19 protein-coding genes and 1 tRNA gene are annotated in these 17,061 nt (G+C 59.7%); 12 read left to right on the top strand and 8 right to left on the bottom strand.

Translation table 11 applies throughout. From position 1 onward, the window contains the following. Window positions 1-41 precede the first annotated feature (41 nt). Entirely contained in the window at window positions 42-440 is a 399-nt protein-coding gene (locus tag AB731_RS00540; protein WP_047092865.1) for an NADH:ubiquinone oxidoreductase subunit NDUFA12, read from the top strand. Continuing rightward, the gene (locus AB731_RS00535) at window positions 437-1,024 is read left to right on the top strand and encodes a DUF2155 domain-containing protein (protein ID WP_231638790.1); all 588 of its coding nucleotides are present in this window, start codon (window positions 437-439) and stop codon (window positions 1,022-1,024) included. The genes AB731_RS00540 and AB731_RS00535 overlap by 4 nt, the downstream gene beginning before the upstream one ends. Here the strand turns inward: AB731_RS00535 and aat are convergent. Next, on the bottom strand, window positions 940-1,671 hold the full coding sequence (gene aat / locus AB731_RS00530) for a leucyl/phenylalanyl-tRNA--protein transferase (protein ID WP_047092866.1): 732 nt from the start codon (window positions 1,669-1,671) through the stop codon (window positions 940-942). The two genes, AB731_RS00535 and aat, sit on opposite strands and share 85 nt — an antisense overlap. Window positions 1,672-1,748: 77 nt before the next feature. Between aat and AB731_RS00525 the strand changes: the two genes are divergently transcribed. Beyond that, window positions 1,749-1,824, top strand: a tRNA-Trp gene (locus tag AB731_RS00525). Window positions 1,825-1,963: 139 nt separating this feature from the next. On the opposite strand, the gene AB731_RS13880 is transcribed toward AB731_RS00525, so the two are convergent. Further along, a complete protein-coding gene (locus AB731_RS13880; protein WP_156167319.1) occupies window positions 1,964-2,110 on the bottom strand; it encodes a hypothetical protein in 147 nt (48 codons plus the stop codon). 110 nt (window positions 2,111-2,220) lie between these two features. Here AB731_RS13880 and AB731_RS00520 point away from each other — a divergent pair, with 110 nt between their 5' ends. After that, entirely contained in the window at window positions 2,221-3,387 is a 1,167-nt protein-coding gene (locus AB731_RS00520; protein WP_047092867.1) for a glycosyltransferase family 87 protein, read from the top strand. A gap of 87 nt (window positions 3,388-3,474) precedes the next feature. Then, a complete protein-coding gene (locus tag AB731_RS14050) occupies window positions 3,475-3,621 on the top strand; it encodes a hypothetical protein (protein WP_164474691.1) in 147 nt (48 codons plus the stop codon). 123 nt (window positions 3,622-3,744) lie between these two features. On the opposite strand, the gene AB731_RS00515 is transcribed toward AB731_RS14050, so the two are convergent. Continuing rightward, window positions 3,745-5,280, bottom strand: a complete 1,536-nt coding sequence (locus AB731_RS00515) for an alanine/glycine:cation symporter family protein (protein ID WP_047092868.1) — start codon at window positions 5,278-5,280, stop codon at window positions 3,745-3,747. A gap of 275 nt (window positions 5,281-5,555) precedes the next feature. Between AB731_RS00515 and secE the strand changes: the two genes are divergently transcribed. The 3 genes from secE to AB731_RS00500 all read left to right on the top strand — a co-directional run bounded on the left by secE (window position 5,556) and on the right by AB731_RS00500 (window position 7,484). Further along, window positions 5,556-5,780, top strand: a complete 225-nt coding sequence (secE, locus tag AB731_RS00510) for a preprotein translocase subunit SecE (protein ID WP_047092869.1) — start codon at window positions 5,556-5,558, stop codon at window positions 5,778-5,780. 73 nt (window positions 5,781-5,853) lie between these two features. Next, complete coding sequence (gene nusG / locus AB731_RS00505) at window positions 5,854-6,393, top strand: transcription termination/antitermination protein NusG (RefSeq protein WP_047092870.1); 540 nt, start codon at window positions 5,854-5,856, stop codon at window positions 6,391-6,393. A gap of 158 nt (window positions 6,394-6,551) precedes the next feature. Then, a complete protein-coding gene (locus AB731_RS00500) occupies window positions 6,552-7,484 on the top strand; it encodes a polysaccharide lyase (RefSeq protein ID WP_156172342.1) in 933 nt (310 codons plus the stop codon). A 148-nt stretch (window positions 7,485-7,632) separates the two neighbouring features. Here the strand turns inward: AB731_RS00500 and AB731_RS00495 are convergent, their stop codons facing one another. Beyond that, window positions 7,633-8,430, bottom strand: coding sequence for a CPBP family intramembrane glutamic endopeptidase (locus AB731_RS00495; RefSeq protein WP_231638789.1), 798 nt, complete (start codon window positions 8,428-8,430; stop codon window positions 7,633-7,635). 422 nt (window positions 8,431-8,852) lie between these two features. Here AB731_RS00495 and rplK point away from each other — a divergent pair, with 422 nt between their 5' ends. Then, a complete protein-coding gene (rplK, locus tag AB731_RS00490; protein ID WP_047092872.1) occupies window positions 8,853-9,284 on the top strand; it encodes a 50S ribosomal protein L11 in 432 nt (143 codons plus the stop codon). 4 nt (window positions 9,285-9,288) lie between these two features. Then, window positions 9,289-9,981 (top strand): 50S ribosomal protein L1, encoded by a 693-nt coding sequence (gene rplA, locus AB731_RS00485; RefSeq protein ID WP_047092873.1) that lies wholly within the window; start codon window positions 9,289-9,291, stop codon window positions 9,979-9,981. Window positions 9,982-10,120: 139 nt separating this feature from the next. Here the strand turns inward: rplA and AB731_RS00480 are convergent, their stop codons facing one another. From AB731_RS00480 to folD, 3 genes are read right to left on the bottom strand one after another with little or no spacing between them, the layout of a single operon-like run. Beyond that, a complete protein-coding gene (locus AB731_RS00480; protein WP_047092874.1) occupies window positions 10,121-10,885 on the bottom strand; it encodes a competence/damage-inducible protein A in 765 nt (254 codons plus the stop codon). Between the two features lie 10 nt (window positions 10,886-10,895). Further along, the gene (locus AB731_RS00475) at window positions 10,896-12,425 is read right to left on the bottom strand and encodes a flavin-containing monooxygenase (RefSeq protein ID WP_047092875.1); all 1,530 of its coding nucleotides are present in this window, start codon (window positions 12,423-12,425) and stop codon (window positions 10,896-10,898) included. 13 nt (window positions 12,426-12,438) lie between these two features. Then, window positions 12,439-13,377, bottom strand: coding sequence for a bifunctional methylenetetrahydrofolate dehydrogenase/methenyltetrahydrofolate cyclohydrolase FolD (gene folD, locus AB731_RS00470; protein ID WP_082126295.1), 939 nt, complete (start codon window positions 13,375-13,377; stop codon window positions 12,439-12,441). 130 nt (window positions 13,378-13,507) lie between these two features. Here folD and AB731_RS00465 point away from each other — a divergent pair, with 130 nt between their 5' ends. Beyond that, on the top strand, window positions 13,508-14,383 hold the full coding sequence (locus tag AB731_RS00465) for a hypothetical protein (protein ID WP_047092876.1): 876 nt from the start codon (window positions 13,508-13,510) through the stop codon (window positions 14,381-14,383). A 265-nt stretch (window positions 14,384-14,648) separates the two neighbouring features. Continuing rightward, complete coding sequence (locus AB731_RS00460) at window positions 14,649-16,640, top strand: TonB-dependent receptor plug domain-containing protein (RefSeq protein WP_047092877.1); 1,992 nt, start codon at window positions 14,649-14,651, stop codon at window positions 16,638-16,640. Between the two features lie 15 nt (window positions 16,641-16,655). Here AB731_RS00460 and AB731_RS00455 read toward each other — a convergent pair whose 3' ends face one another. Beyond that, entirely contained in the window at window positions 16,656-16,979 is a 324-nt protein-coding gene (locus AB731_RS00455; protein WP_047092878.1) for a TraR/DksA family transcriptional regulator, read from the bottom strand. Between the last annotated feature and the right edge of the window lie 82 nt (window positions 16,980-17,061).

The following is a 17,061-nucleotide window of genomic DNA, read 5'->3' as shown; positions in this document are numbered from 1 at the left end:
AATGCTTGGCGACCACGCCCAATCCCGCTAATGGCGCAGGCATGAGCATCCTCGGCAAAATTTTCACCTGGTGGGATGGTGCCACTATCGGCACATCCCTGTGGTCTGCGCGCAATGGCGAACATGTGGGCACCGATGCGCAGGGCAACCGCTATTTCCGTTCCAAGAAGGTGAAGCAGGGCCAGCGGGAGCGGCGCTGGGTCATGTATGACGGCGCCAATGATGCCAGCCGCGTACCGCCGGAATGGCATGGCTGGCTGCACGGGTCTTTCGATGATCTTCCGGAAAGCAATCTGCCGCCTGCGAAAATCTGGGAAGTGGATTACACACCCAACGCCACCGGCACCGATTCGCGCTATCTGCCTTCCGGAGCGCTGGAGCGCGGCGGCAAACGTGCGCCAGCGCGCGGCGATTACGAAGCCTGGACGCCCGACGCGTGATCCGCCTGCGCGCTGCGTGGGCCAATGTATCGGCCAGTGTATCGGCCGGTGCATCGGCCAGTGTAGGGCCGGCGGCCATGCTGCTGATGCTATCGGCTTGCGGGGATGAGCAGGTGCGCGCTCCCGAAGCCGAAGAAACCGAAATCCCCGAAGAATTGCAGACCGCAGATGCTCCGCCGACCATGGCAACAGAGGTCGAAGGCGTCGGCACGCCGATGGATGAACGCGTCGCCACGATCGGCCTGGTGAACAAGCGCAATAACGAAACCCGTGATATCGAAATGTACCCGGGCGAAGCACGGCGCATCGATGATGTGATTATCCGCCTGTCAGCCTGTGAACGCACGGCGCCGTGGGAAGAATTGCAGCAAACCGGCGCATTTGTGCAGGTCATCGTGAACGAACGGCGCGCCGCAGACGATGAAGCGCAGTGGTACAGCGTTTTTTCCGGTTGGCTGTTCAAGGAATCGCCCAGCCTCAACGTGGTCGAACATCCGGTTTACGATGTCTGGCTGAAAGACTGCGCGATGAGCTTTCCCGGCGAGGAAAATGCTTCTGCGCCAGCGGAGCCTTCCGACTCCTGATACAGCGCGGCCAGCGCCTGCGGCAGGGACATGCGCGGCTGCGCCTCTGCAGCGTGACCGAGCAACTCCTGATAGCGCTCGCGGGTAATTTCCACCGCGCCAAGGGACGCCAGATGTTCTGTCATGAACTGGCAATCGAGCAGCACATATCCCGCCCGCCGCATCAGCGCGACCAGCCATGCAAGCGCGACTTTGCTGGCATTGTCGGCCCGCGCAAACATGCTTTCCCCGCAAAACACCCGGTCGAAAGCGACGCCATATAAGCCGCCCACCAATTCGCCATCCTGCCAGCATTCCACCGAATGCGCATGGCCGTGGCGGTGGAGGTTGCGATAGCTCGCATCCACTGTGCCGCTGATCCAGGTGTCGGGATGGTCGGTGCGCGGCTGGGCACAGGCATCGATCACGGCAGAGAAATCGCCGTCCACCCGCACTGTGAATCGATCGGACTTCAGCACCTTTGCCAAAGAGCGCGAACAGCGGAAGCCATCCAGCGGCAAGATTGCGCGGTTGCGCGGTTCCACCCAGAAGACTTCCTCGTCATCACGCGAATCGGCCATCGGAAACACGCCGCTGCGATAGGCAAGCAGCAGCACTTCGGGCGGGATGATCTTTGGCGATGCGGGTTTGGTCGGCGGCGCGTGCATAGGGCCAGCATAGCATGCACATTGCATGTCGTCGCTTGCCATCGCGGTAAACGCGTTATAGAGGCGCGGCTGCCTGTAGGGGTGTAGCTCAGTTGGTAGAGCGTCGGTCTCCAAAACCGAAGGCCCACGGTTCGAGTCCGTGCACCCCTGCCATTTCATTGTTTTGATATCATGACGCCCATCCGGGCGTGCCATTCCGGCTAGACGACCAGCAAGCTGGTTCCGCTCCGGGATGTCAGTCGCCCCGATATCGTGCGCTGGTTGCGCCTGAGGGTATCAGGCGATTGCTGCTCTAACTGGCAGTAGGCGTGCTGCGGCCATTGAAGCCGTCCACCGCTGCGCCGGCGCCGTTTTCGATATCACTTGTGCCTTCGTCCACGTCTTTCACGTTTGGCGTGGTCCAGCTTTTTTGCCCCTTGCGGGAATGAGATTGGGTCACATCATGTCTCCTCTATGCCCAAACTAGCGGTTTCAACGTAGTTGAGCAAATTTCGCGGGTAGAAGGGAAAACCAATTCCCCATTAACTGTAATCCGCTAACACGCCTGTAATGCGCGAGCCTTTCTTCAATCACATCCGCAACGCCGATTGGTTGAATTCCAGCCGTGTGCGCGGTTATGCGTTCATCCTCGGCATCGCCAGCCTGGCTCTAATGGTGAATTCTTTCCTGAAGGCGATGGGTGTGGACGGTACGGATTTCCTCGCCTTTTGGGGCGCGGGCCATGTGGCGATCGCTGGTGAACCGGCGGCGGCTTACGACCTTGCCGTGCAAGAGAGCGTGCAGACCGGCACCGGCAGCAAAGGCTGGTTCGCTTTCGTCAATCCGCCGCCCTTCCTGTTTGCTGCTGCTCCGTTTGGAGCGCTGCCATTTCCCGCCGCGTGGATAGCATGGGTCGTGCTGACCTTTGCCGCGTGGAGCTGGGCAAGCATTAGCGCTTCGGCGCGCCTGTGGCCGCTGGTGCTGGTTTTTCCCGGGGCCCTGCTGGCCGCTGGCCATGCGCAGACCGGGTTGCTGACAGGCGCCTTGCTGGTAGGCGGGGCGGTGTTGCTGGACAAGCGGCCTGCCTCTGCCGGATTGCTGCTGGGCGCGCTGATCATCAAACCGCACCTGGCACTGCTCGTACCCTTCTGGCTGGCAGGTGCGGGCAAGTGGCGCGCGTTTGTGGCAGCGGGAGCAAGTGCTGTTGGCCTGATGCTCTTGTCATGGGCAGTATTCGGCCTCGATACGATGATCGCCTATACGTCCAGCTGGGATGCCAGCCGCCTCATCATGGCAAGCGATGACGCCGAATTCTATTTGCGCATGGCCACGCCATACAGCCAGTTGCGCCTGTTCATGCCGACATCGTTTGCGCTCGCCGTGAATCTGGCATGCGCGCTCGCCATGATGGCGCTGGCGTTCACGGCATGGCGGCGGATGGGGCGCGATTGCCTGGCCAGCGGCTCCCTGGTGCTGGCGGCGACGGCGCTCGCGTCACCATATCTGTTCAATTATGATCTGCCGTTCCTGATCCTGCCGCTCTTGTGGCTGGTGCGCGAAGGCCTGCGCGGCGGGTTCCGCCCCTATGAAAAACTGCTGCTGGTTGCGCTGTTCTTCGCGCCCTACGCCACCAGGGCTGCTGCCTTGCCGCTCGGCGTGAACCTTATGCCGCTGGCGTCAATCGCGCTGGTCTGGCTGGTGTGGTCGCGCGGCGGTGCTGCCAAACAACCCCTGTGAATACGGTTCCGCAGGCGCATTGCGGGGAACCCCCGGCTCCGGAATGAATTGTATTGCGCAGGACGGGGCAACAACAGGGTTTTGAAAATGAGGAAGATATTCCGCAACGGCCGGTCTGACGGCTGGAACAATCCCAAGCCTTATTCAGACACAAGCCTGCGTATGATGACGCATGGAAAGATCCATCCCATGGAAGAACCAAGTTTTCTGGACCGGCTTCTGGGGCGCGCTTAAAACCGGACTGAACCGTCCTGAAAGGGCCTAAGCCGGCCTGACCGGCATTGCCCGCGAAAAGGGGGCGGGGCCGGGGTTCACCTGCTGGCTTACCCGATACCGCGCCCCGATTTCCCGCGTGTCTTAATACTCTTCCGGTTCTTCGGGAGTATCCGCCGTATGCGTCGGGCCTGCATCCTTTTCCCCGCGCGCCAGCTTGAACACCACGCCTGACAGCAATAGCAGCGCGAGCAGGTTCGGCAGCGCCATTGCTGCGTTGGAGATATCGCCCATGCGCCAGACCAGCGTCAGATCCAGCGTGGAGCCGAGGTAAATAACCACACACCAAAGCACGCGCCAGATCATGTGCAGCACCTTCTCGCCCGCGCGGGTAGAGCCCGGGATACGGTCGTAGATGAAGGTGATTGCCCGCTCTCCGTAATAACTCCACGTCAGCAGCGTGGTGAACACGAACAGGATCAGCGCGATACTGGCGATCAGAGTGCCCAATGGAACGCTGAAGACCTCGAACGGGAAAGCGGCGGCAAAGGCGCCGCTGGTCATCGCAAACCCTTGCAAGTCCGAATTCCACGCATGGCGAACAACTTCGTCGCCTGCGGTGAATTCACCTTTCACCGTCAACATCACCAGCGCCGTCATGGTGCAGATCACGATCGTATCGATAAACGTGCCGAGCATTGCCATGCGGCCTTGCGCCTGCGGATCACTGGTTTGCGCAACGGCGTGGGCGATCGGGGTGGAACCCTGACCCGCTTCGTTGGAGAACAACCCACGCGCCACACCGGCACGGATCGCCAGCATAATTGCCGCCCCGGCAAAACCGCCGGTCGCTGCCTGCGGATTGAATGCACCATCGAAAATCAGCGCAAAGGTTTCCGGCAGATCGCCAAAGTTCAGGATCAGGGCGATCACCGCCATGATGATGTAAGCGCCGGCCATGAACGGAATGATCTTTTCCGCCACGCCGCCGATCGATTTGATACCGCCGATGATGACGATGAAAACGAGGATCGCAGTCACAAGGCCGCCGATCCATTCTTCGATACCGAACAATTCATTCATGCCATCGGCAATGGCATTGGCCTGAATGGAATTGCCCGTCACCAGTGCGCTGAACAGCGTGCCGATGCAGAAAACAATGGCGAGCCAGGTCCATTTCTTGCCCAGACCCATCATGATGTAAGTCATCGGACCGCCGCGATAGACCCCGTCCGAGGTTTTTTCGCGATAACGGATGGCCAGCGAACCTTCGGCAAAGGCAAGAGCCATGCCGATCAGCGCCGTGATCCACATCCAGAATATTGCGCCCGGACCGCCCAGCGTGATGGCGGTTGCCACACCGGCGAGATTGCCCGTGCCGACCTGTCCGGAAAGTGCCGTTGAAAGCGCGGCGAAAGGTGAAATCTCGCCCGCACCCTCGCCCTTGCGGCTGGCAAACAGTCCCTTGAAGGCGCTGCCCAATTTGACAATGGGGTAAAACCGCAGGCCGATCATGATCCACATGCCGATGCCCAGCAGGATCAGGGTCATCGGCGGAATAGGCTGGCCATTAATGGAAAGCCACGACAGCGCCTCTCCATTCCACGTACCGCCCCAGATGAAATCCGAAACATTGGTAACTCTGTCGACCAGACTGACCGGTGCGTCTTGTGCTGCCACGTAGTGACCCCTTATGTGGTTTTCTTCCCCGAAGACGAGCGTGCTAAAGGGCCGGAGCGCCGCTGCAAAGCCCCCATTTCACATTCAAGTGACATTTGCAGGCCTTTCTTGGGGACCAAATGGCAACGCGCTGCTTGCCAATCGGCGACCACGGCCCTAAATACCCCTCGTCTTCCGACATCGGATAATCGCCAAGCCCCTCCCGGACCTAGCCCGGGGCGGCCCGGAGACTTACCTGGAAGACGAGTGAAATTATTCAGGCGAGCACACAGGCAATGGCCGAAGAAACGACAAACGCGCCAGTAAAGAAGAAGACCAGCCCGGGCGAATTCGTCCGTCAGGTCCGATCGGAAACCTCCAAGGTTGTCTGGCCGACATGGCCCGAAACCGTACGCACGGCGATATTCGTCGGCATCATGGTGGTGTTTCTGTCGCTGTTTTTCCTGGGCGTCGATTCGGTCTTCGGCTGGGTCGTGCGGAGCTTGCTGGAACTGCTTTAACGCGGTGATTTAACCCGCCCGCCGTAAATTCAGGCCGGGCCGCACGGATTTTTTGAGGGAAGAAGAGACAACAATGGCTGCCCGCTGGTACATCATCCACGCATATTCCGGTTTCGAGAACAAGGTTCGCGATGCGATCCTTTCCGAAGCCGAACGTCTCGGTCTGTCCGAAGGTGTTGAAGAGGTCGAAGTGCCGACCGAAACCATCACGGAAATCAAGCGCGGCAAGAAGGTTCAGGTCGAACGCAAGTTCATGCCCGGCTATGTGCTGGCGAAGCTGAACATGACCGATGATGTCTATCACCTCGTCAAAAACACGCCCAAGGTCACCGGCTTTCTGGGTTCGGGCGCAAAGCCGCAGGCGATCAGCGAAAAAGAAGCTGCTCGCTATTTCGGCGGCGTGGAAGAAGCCAAGTCTGCCCCGAAGAAAGACATCAGCGTCGATTACGAAATCGGCGATCAGGTCAAGGTTCTGGAAGGCCCGTTTGCCAGCTTCAACGGCGAAGTCGAGGAACTCGATTTCGACAAGGCGAAGGTCAAGGTCAGCGTATCCATCTTCGGCCGCGCGACTCCGGTGGAACTGGACTTCGATCAGGTCGAGCTGGTCAAGTAAGGCAGCATTTGCTGGCAGCAGTTTGATTGTTGCCGGTTTTGCAGACAGTCGAACGCCCTGATCGGTCATGGTTGCTATTTGACCATTTCTGATTGATGGTGAGCAGGTCTTAGTTCTCACAGGGACCGGCCATGCGATATCTCACCTGCCTGCCAATTATGTTAATGCCTGCCGCGCTTATGGCGTGTTCGGGCATTGCCCCTGCGCAAATGGTGCAGGCCGTGCAGGACGATCTCCAACCGGTATGGTCTGCCGATTTCGATACCGACAGGACTGACCGGCTGGCCGCGATTATGGCCACCATTGAAGATTTGCCTGAACACCGCGCACGGCAGACCGTCTCGCTTGATAGCGATTGCGGGCGGAACGGCGCGGTCAATAGCTGCGCGCTGGTGACGCTGCGGCCGCCGGAATATGACGAGAGCGGCGAATTGCAGATCAAATACAATGTGAACGGCGAAATTGATCTGGATGGTTATCGCGGCACGGAGGCCACGCTGACTTACCGTTTCCACATGGAAGACGGGGCAGACCTGCGCATTCAGGGCAAGCTTCCCGGCCTTTCTTCTCTGCGCGGCGCCTTTGGCGGCGATGCGCAGAGAGAGGCGGTCCCCGACAGCTGGAGCACGCGGCTGATGTGGCTGGGCCACGGCCAAAATGCCGGCCACCCCCGTCCCAGCCTCTACATCTATGACCAGTTCCGCGCGCGCACCCGCACCGGAGAACATAATCTGGGTCCAGAGGAAATCTTGAGCGGACGCTGGCACGAGGTCGCGATGTATGTCCGGCTTAATGATCCGGGCCTTGCCAACGGGCGCACAGAGCTTTGGATGAATGGTGAGCTGGCGGCGTGCCGTACGGGCCTTACTTTCCGCAATACGGCTTCTGAAGCTGCGCTGATACAGCGGCTGGCTTTCCATAATTATTATGGTGGATCACCGCGCAACGCATTTGAATGGCCGGAAGAAGACGTGGAAATGCGCTTCGATGATTTCGCCGTTTATGATGGCCGCGCCACACCGGCAGGGGTGTCCGCTGCGGATTGCGATGGCGAATATTCGCCTGGCTATCTGGTGCCAAAAAGCGATTAGCCGGGCAGTTCAGGGCTGCGCCGTTGCGGCGTCGCCTGCGGCTGGCTGAACGTAACGCTGGTGGAGCAGCGGCGGCGATTTGTCGCATGCAGACGGGTTCGAACCGATCATCATTCGCGTTCAAGAGGCTGAATGCAGCGTAACACCGCTATGCCGTAGCGAACCAACCCAGACTGCTGGCGTAGGCAAGGCTCATCATGATCACATCCACGCTGGCATGGGCAATAATCACCGCCCACAGATTGCCGCGCTGCATGATCCGTATCCAGCCCAGCAGCAGGCCAATCGCGCCGGTCAATATCATCCCGCCGATGCCCTGATAGGAGTGCGGAAGGCCGAACAGAAGTGCCTGCACGGCAAGCACCAGCCACACGCGGCCGCGCAATCCGCCCAGCCGTTCCAGCCGGTCCATCAGAAAGCCGCGCCACAGCAATTCTTCCCCGACACCGGCGGCAAGAATTGCCACGCCGATGATCCAGATGGCGAACATCAGCGGGCTTTCCGTTACCAGATCAAGGATGAAACTGGCATCCGCTGCTGGCAGGCCGATAGCCTCGAGCAGAGCGGCGCCGAGGGTGAAAATCGCGATCGCGCCGACTGTACCGAGCGCGGCCCAGCCCAGCGTCATGCCCCAGTTTCCCGGTGCAGACAGGTCCCACGCCTCCGCCACCCGGCCTTCACGGCGCAGCCACACCCAGCACAATACCAATGCGCCAGCCATGCTGACCATCACGGTCAGGGCGACCAGCCACGAACTTGGCGCGGCCTGCGGTGTGCCCTGTGCGGCCTGTTCGAAGATGAAGGGGACCAACGGCAAGGCGCTGCCTACGAAATAGACGACCACCACTGTCACCAGTTGCGCCATGAACAGCGGCCAGCCGATGGCAGCCTTTGTTCCGCGCGCAACAGGCGGCGCATCCATAAATGCTGCAGCGGGAGTATTCATGAATCGATTGTCCTTCTTCGCTTCCCGTATGCAGCTTTCGCCGCACCGACTATCCGATGCAAGGCCACGGCCCGGATATTGTGCGGCTTTCCTACAGGCAGATTCCCGGCCGATGTGACGGCAATGGATGATTTCTATCTTCCGGGTTTTACCGGCAAACTGTCACCTTCGCAAAAAGGGAAGAAAGTCTGTTTATATCAATTGGTTCTGGCGGCTTTGGCGGGGTGACGCAGTGTAACCTTTGTCACCCCTTTCCCGCCCGCCGGGATTGCTTGATTTTCAGGTGCATTGCGGCTATTCGCTCGCCTCCCAACAAACAGTTCGGGAATCCACGCGGGAGGAGAGCACATGCTCTTCGCTCGACCGCTTAACATGAGCCTTGGTGTAACAGCCTTGGCAACAGTGCGAACAAGGAGGCCATCATGGCCAAGAAAATTGACGGCTATATCAGCCTTCAGGTGCCTGCGGGCGCAGCCAATCCGTCACCGCCTATCGGCCCGGCTCTGGGTCAGCGCGGCGTGAACATCATGGAATTCTGCAAGGCATTCAACGCTGCCACGCAGGACATGGAAAAGAATGCTCCGATCCCGACGAAGATCACGGTTTTCGCGGACAAGTCATTCACATTCGTCACCAAGTCACCGCCCGCCAGCTTCCTGATCAAGAAGGCGATGAAGATCAAATCCGGATCGAAAGAACCGGGCAAGAGCATCATCGGCTCCATCAAGACCAGCCAGCTTGCCGAAATCGCCGAGACCAAGATGAAGGATCTCAATGCAAACGACATCGACCAGGCGGTCAAGATCATCGCCGGTTCCGCCCGTTCGATGGGCATCGAAGTGGTGGAGGGCTGATCTGATGGCTAAACTGACCAAAAAGCAGAAGGTTGTGGCTCAGCTCGACAACGAGAAGCTGTACACTTTTGACGAAGCTTTGAATGTTCTGCGCGAGCACAAGGCGAAGTTCGACGAAACCGTTGAAGTCGCCATGAACCTGGGCGTTGATCCCCGCCATGCAGACCAGATGGTCCGCGGCATGGTCTCGCTGCCTTCGGGCACCGGCAAGGACGTGAAGGTTGCAGTGTTTGCCCGCGGCGAGAACGCCGAAAAGGCACTGGCTGCAGGCGCCGACAAGGTTGGCGCCGAAGACCTGATGGAAGACATGCAGAACGGCAATCTCGATTATGACCGCGTGATTGCCACGCCGGACATGATGGGCGTTGTCGGCCGCCTTGGTAAGGTGCTTGGTCCCAAGGGCCTGATGCCGAACCCGAAGCTGGGCACTGTCACTCCCAACGTGGAACAGGCCGTAAAGGACGCCAAGGGCGGCCAGGTTGAATTCCGCGTCGAGAAGATGGGGATCATCCACTCCGGCATCGGCAAATTGTCGTTCAAGGATGCGGACATCAAGGCCAACTTCGCAGCGCTCACGAACGCAATCGTGCGCGCCAAGCCAACCGGTTCCAAGGGCAAGTATGTCCGGAAAATCGCGCTCACCAGCACGATGGGCCCGGGCCTGAAGATCGACCTTTCCGAGGTCGAAGGCGCTTGATCAGCGAAGCGGTAGCGCGTTAATAAAATGCGCTGTCCTACAGATACCGAACACGCGAAGGGGCCGGGGAAGCAATTCTCCGGCCCTTTCTCATTATTGCGTCAGATAAGAATTTCGCCATTCCGACCTAAGGGGCTTTTTAGATCCCGCCCGGCGTGAAATCGTGGCCTTCCTCGCCCAGTGCTTCACACAAAGTGTCGACAGCGCGTTGCAGCACTTCGGCACTGGTGGAACGGATTACGAAATTGGCCCCGATGCGGCCTTCGCGAAAGAAGGGATAACTGCCGATCTGGCAGTCTTCATGCGCGGCTTCCACTTCGCGCAAGATGTCTGCCACTTCGCTTTCGGCGGTCCAGCAGCCGACGGTTTCACTGATCAGAGGAGCGCCGCCTTCCAGCGTTCCGGTCAGCCCGTCCAGCATCTGCGCGGTGATATGCGGGACGCCGGCCATCAGGAAGATATTGCCATGGTGGATGCCCGGCGCGCCGGACATGCGATTGGGGATAAGGCCCGCGCCTTCGGGAACGCGCGCCATGCGCAGCCGTGCCTCTGTCAGCCCGCCGGGCTTATTGGCGTAATAATCCGCCAACATTGCCCGCGCCTCAGGATGGACCACCACCTCAACGCCCAGCGCGGCGGCGACCGCGTCCACAGTAATGTCGTCATGCGTCGGGCCGATGCCGCCGGTCGTAAACAGATAATCATGAGCGACGCGCAGCGCATTCACCGCATCGCCAATCGCGCCCATATCATCCGAGACCACGCGCACCTCGGACAGACGAATGCCTTGCACCTGCAGCCAGCGGGCGACCTGGGCGATATTTCTGTCCTGCGTACGGCCGGACAGAATTTCGTCACCGATTACCACCAGTGCGGCGGTCCAGACTCTTTCCGTCCTGCTCATCGAAGCTGGCTCATTCTGCGGCGATTGCCTGATGATCCGTTTCCTCTGCATCGCCGCTTTCGGACTGTGCAGTGTTGACGGCATAGAACCGCAGGACGCCATCACGCACAGGGCGCTGGCGGAAATCCTTTATGTCGGCGAGGTAATCATGCTTCAGCGACCACGGACGATCCGGCCCAACCTTGGGCATCAGATCCTTCGCGCGCTGGAGATAGCCGGAGGAATAATCCCACGGCGCCACCGTTTCCGGCTCATCCTCTTTTGCAAGCTGCGCCACGGCGACATTCGCGCCGGCCTTGCTCATGTCGTTCAGCACTTCGCAGGCGTAGCGGGCGTTGGCATCGGCGCGCAGGGTCCAGCTGGCATTGAGATAACCGAACACGAAGCTGAGGTTGGGCATGTTGGAGAACATGGTGCCGCGGTAGAAAAAGTGATCGGTCAGATTGACCGGCTTGCCGTCCTGCGAAACCTTTACCTTGCCCGCCAGCACCAGCTTCAGACCGGTTGCGGTCACTACGATATCGGCAGGCAGGTGCTTCCCTGATTTCAGCTTCACGCCTTCTGCATCGAAGCCTTCGATATGGTCGGTAACGATATGCGCCTTGCCCTTGCGCATTGCCTTGAACAGATCGCCATCGGGCACCAGGCACAGGCGCTGCTCCCACGGATTATATGGCGGTTCGAAGTCCTTGGGATTGTACAGCTCACCCAAAGATGCGCTTGCCATGCCGCGCAGCTTGCCCGCCAGCTTTTCCGGATTGCGGCGCGACAAGTCAAAGATATAGGCGCGGAACAGGATGTTCTTGCGGCGGGTCAGCCAATAGGCGAATTTCTCCGGGAACCAGCGGCGGAAGCGGTGGTCCCAAATGTCCTGCCGCGGCCCCTTGCCCATCCATGTCGGCGTACGCTGGAGCATGGTGACGCTGGCTGCATCATCAGCCATTGCGGGCACCATCGTAATGGCAGTCGCGCCCGAACCGATAATGACGACGTTCTTGCCGGTATAATCCAGATCATCGGGCCAGAACTGCGGGTGGATCACCTGCCCGCCAAATGCGTCGATACCGGGGATCTGCGCATCGTGCGGATTGTCATAATCGTAATAACCGCTGCCAAAATACAGCCAGCGTGCGGTGATGACGCTTTCGCTGCCATCCTTGCCGCGTGATGTTATCGTCCAGCGTGCAGTGGCGCTGTTCCAGTCTGCGGTGAGAACTTCCTGACCGAACCGCATATGTTCGCGGATGCCACGTTCATCGACCACGCGATTAAGATATTCCAGGATCGCCGGGCCATCGGCGATCGCGTCAGCATGCTTCCAGGGTTCAAATATGAAACCCAGCGTGTGCATATCGCTGTCCGATCGTACGCCGGGATAGCGAAACAGATCCCAGGTCCCGCCCAGCTGGTCGCGGCGGTCCAGAATGGTGTAGCTGCGATCCGGGCACAGCATTTCCATGTGCCCCGCCATCGAGATGCCGGACAGGCCCGCTCCGATGATAAGAACGTCTGTATCGGTCTGTTGTGTTTGCTGGGTCATGGGGCCTTCGTACCTAGTTTGGTGTCGATCCTGAAGCGGTAAACATAGACCGTGCCGGCGCATCGGCATAGTCGTTACTGACACCTGTGTTTGTATCAAGGGCGGCGCGCGCGGCCTGCACGGTATTGGCCAGCAGGCAGGCAATGGTCATCGGTCCCACGCCGCCGGGCACCGGTGTAACTGCCTTGGCGTGCTGCACTTCGTCAAAGGCGATATCACCGACCAGCCTGGTCTTGCCGTCTTCGCCTTTCATGCGGGTGATGCCGACATCGATCAGCACTGCGCCGTCTTTCACCCAATGCCCGCGCACCAGCCCCGGCGCGCCAGCCGCGGCGACGATGACGTCGGCCTGGCGGCAGATTTCGGCAAGGCCTTCGGTGTGGATATGCGTGACCGTCACGGTTGCCTCTGCATCCAGCAGAAGATTGGCAACCGGCTTTCCGACGATGTTGGACTTGCCGATCACCACGACGTTTACACCGGTCAGATCGTCAATAACCGTGCCGATCAGTTTCATGATGCCCAGCGGTGTGCAGGGCACGATGCCGCCCGTACCGGTGGACAGCCGCCCGACATTCACGGGGTGAAATCCGTCCACGTCCTTTTCCGGTGAGATCGACCGCAGCACTTGCCGTGCGTCGATATGTTCGGGCAGTGGCACCTGGCACAGAATGCCGTGGACTTCGGGATCGGCATTGAGCCGCGCGATCAGTGTCAGGAGTGCATTTTGCGATGTGGTGGCGGGCAGGCGGTGTTCGCTCGACCGGATGCCAACTGCCTCGCACGCCGCCATCTTTCGGCGGACATAAACTTCACTGGCGGGGTCATCGCCTACAAGGATCACCGTCAGGCCGGGCGCGGGGTGGCCTTCGGCGATCATGGCATCAACCTGAGCCTTGGTGGTTTCGTCCATCTTGCGCGCTATGGCGCGGCCGTCGATGATGTCAGCCATTGTGCGAATGTCCCAGCCACGCGTTTTCAAGAATCCTGACACCAGCTATAGGCATCCACCCGCCGCATTCCCACCCCCGTACGCGCCCTTTTGCTTGCCTATCACATGCAAGCTGCGGCAAGTTGCGCGAATGATGAAACATTTGCTGTCATTTTTCGCCGCCCTGATCGTCTTCACCCAGCCTGCCGCAGCGCAGGATTTGGAAGGCACCTGGGCGATGCAGATCGACGAGGCAGCCATATTTGTATTCTCTTTGGAGCAGGATGAGGATGGCAGTTGGCGCGGCAGCTGGCTGCGTCCGGGTAGGTTTCAGGGCAATGGCGTGGTCTTTTCGCAATTCCGGGGATCGGAAAGGGTTGTTACAACCGATGGCGAAATGGACGGTGATGTTCTGGTCATGCGCTTTGCCCCGACGCGCGCGGAAGGATCGACTGACGTTCTGCATTTCCGGTCTACTGGCGAATATCAGGCGGAGATGACCTACACGGGTACTGACCTTGATCCCTATCCTCTGGTGCGGGTGGCGGCGGGCACCGCGCTTGGGCCGTTCTCCGATGACCGGATTTACGACCGCGACAACGCCGCGACGCAGGCGGACTATGATCCGGCTGATGAACTCGCCGCAAGCCTTTCGGGCAGCGATCCTGCCGAGGCCGAACCGGATGTTTCCGAAGCCACTGATGCTGCAGCGGAAGAACCGGTCGCTGAAGAGCGAGAAGGCATTTCCGATGATTTCCTCGATGGGCTTGAAGACGGCGCGCTTGCGACAACCGGCCTCGAAGTAGCCAAGCTGGAAACTGCACCGCGACTTGCACGGGCCTGCGCAGATATAGACCGGACCAATCTACCCGCACCGGAAGACCTCGGCCAATTGTGGGGAGATGAATTCGAATCCATCGGCTCCGGTCTGGAGATACGTGAGTATCAAATGGACAATGGCGATATCGCCCGTGTCACCCTGCTGGGCGATAGTATCTACCTGAACTCGTGCGGGCCTGCGTCATAGGTACCGGCGTTCAGCTGTTCGAAGCTTAACGGGCAGGGGCCTGCGCGACCTGAACCGCCATCACCATGGGATATCACCAACAACCAAAGTCGCGGCGGAAGCGGTAGTTGCGGAACCACCAGCGGCGGTAGAGACAATGGAACCAGATAGTGTCCATCGCCGCCCGAGCATCTGCCACGGCCACCCGTGCAGACCCGGATCGCAGAGCCAACCTAGCCCAAAGAGCGCTCTTGCAAATAGGCGCGCCCCGCGTCAGGTGGTCGGCATGAAAACCCCCCTGTTTGCGAGCATTGCTCTGTCGTTTGCGGCCACGCCTGTCTTTGCGCAGGTGGCCGATGAGCCGGATGAACAGCCTTCCGATTTCACTATCATCGTGCTTGGCGAAGGCTTGCCCGATACGCCTGCTGCACCCGCCTATTCAACGGTTGAGATTGATCGCATTTCGATCACCTCCAGCGGATCGGGGCGTCTGGATGATGTGCTGCGCAATGTTGCAGGCTTCCAGCAGTTCCGTCGGTCGGACAGCCGATCTTCAAACCCAACGGCGCAGGGCGTCACGCTGCGGGCGCTTGGCGGCAATGCCACCACGCGCGCACTTGTCACATTGGACGGTGTTCCACTCACCGATCCTTTTTTCGGCCATGTTCCCTTCAATGCCGTTTCGCCGGACCGGTTAGGCAGCATCAGTGTGACGCGCGGCGGCGGTAGCGGGCCATTTGGCGCGGGCGCGCTGGCCGGCACGATTGCGCTCAATAGCGCCGATGCCCGGACGCTTGGCCTGCTCAATGCGTCAGCGCTGGTGAATGATCGCGGTGAGACAGAGCTTTCGGCCAGTATCGCGCCGGAGATTGGCGATGGATATGCAATCGTCAGCGGGCGCTGGGACCGGGGGCAGGGATTTTTCACAACCCCGCTGGACCAGCGCGTGTCCGCCACCGCGCGGGCGCAATTTGAAAGCTGGTCTGTCAGCGGACGGCTGGTGCAGCCTGTCGGGGATGGTCTTGAATTGCAGCTTCGCGGCCTTGCCTATGATGATGCGCGCACCTTGCGGCTGGATGGGCAGGACAGCACTACCGAAGGGCAGGATATCAGCGCCCGATTGGTGAGCAGGGGGCCGTGGCAGGTCGACGTGCTTGGCTATGCCCTATGGCGCAACTTCACCAATGTCGTGATTTCATCGAGCAGCTTCAATCCGGTCCTGGATCAGCGCGATACCCCGTCCACCGGACTTGGCGGCAAGATCGAGCTGAGGCCGCCAGTGGGTGATGCGCACACCTTGCGGATCGGCGTCGATTTTCGCCAGTCCGAGGGTAATCTGGAAGAGGTAAACACCTTTTCAGGCCTACGTCTGGCGGGCGGCGTCAATTCAATGTTCGGCCTGTTTGCAGAAGATGATCTTGAGCTGGGCGATATTGTTCTGACAGGCGGCGTGCGATTGGACAGGTCGTCGATCCGCGATGGCTATTTCGAAACGGTGGCTGCCGGGCGCACGCTCTACCCTGATCGCAGTGACTGGTATTTCTCATGGCGGGCAGGCGCGCTGTTGGAAGCGAGCGATACCATTCGTTTGCGAGCAACAGCCTATACCGGTTTGCGCCAGCCGACCCTGAATGAACTGTACCGCCCGTTCCAGATTTTTCCCGTCACGTTCCTCGCCAATGCAGAACTGGAGCTGGAGCGGCTGGAGGGTTATGAAGTCGGCGTCGATTGGCTTCCTGCACCCGGGGCCAAATTGTCGCTCACCGCTTTCGATAATGAAGTCGAAAACGCAGTTGCGAATGTGACCATCGGCACCAATCTCAGCCAACGCCGTAACCTAGATGCGATCGAGGCGCGCGGGATAGAGGCTTCGGCGCAATATGCTGCGGGCAGCCTGAGCTTCAAGGGATCGCTGGCGATTACCGATGCTGAGGTGCGCGGGACAGGATTTGCAGCCCCGCTGGACGGGCTTCAGCCTGCGCAAACACCCGATTGGGCTGCAAGCTTTACCGCAAGCTGGCAACCAGTTTCAGGGGCACTCTTTTCCGCCACACTGCGCCATACGGGCAAGCAGTTCGAGGATGACCGGCAATCCGATATCCTCCCTGCCGCGACCACGGTGGACCTGTTCGCGCAATATCCGCTGATCGAGAAATTGTCCGCCGTGGGCCGGGTGGAAAACCTGCTGGATGAGCGGATCGTTACGCTCAACCGCGGCGGAACGCTTGATCTGGGTGTGCCGCAGACGTTCTGGATCGGTCTGCGTTACGGGTTTTGAAAGCGAAAACCTGCCTCAGCCCTTTTGGGCGCAGGTGATACACAATGCGGCCTCGGGCCGGGCATTCAGCCTGCCTTCCGAAATTTCCTCCCCGCACTGGACACACTGGCCATATTCGCCCGAAGCAATGCGTCCGAGTGCCTGCCTTGTCGATGCGATTTCCCGGCTCACAAGGCGGGCCTGGGCTTCCAGACTATCATCATCTTCCATCTGTACCGCACGCTCGCTCGAATCGGGATCATGCGGTTCGTCCAGGTCACGTTCAATGCGACTTAGGCGGGTCTGGAGCTCCGTTAGAGTTGCCTCAAGTGTCGCTTTATAGGGTGCAGTGTTATCCATGGCGTTGCCTTTCCCGGGGCGGCGTAATTGCCCACGCCAAGACTATTAGCAGCTATTGCGCGCCAAGATTTGATCCAGGTCA

It is taken from the genome of Aurantiacibacter marinus (genome assembly GCF_001021555.1).
Classification (GTDB): domain Bacteria; phylum Pseudomonadota; class Alphaproteobacteria; order Sphingomonadales; family Sphingomonadaceae; genus Alteraurantiacibacter; species Alteraurantiacibacter marinus.
Note: the sequence above shows the minus strand (reverse complement) of the source record. Positions and strands in the feature narration are given on the sequence as shown.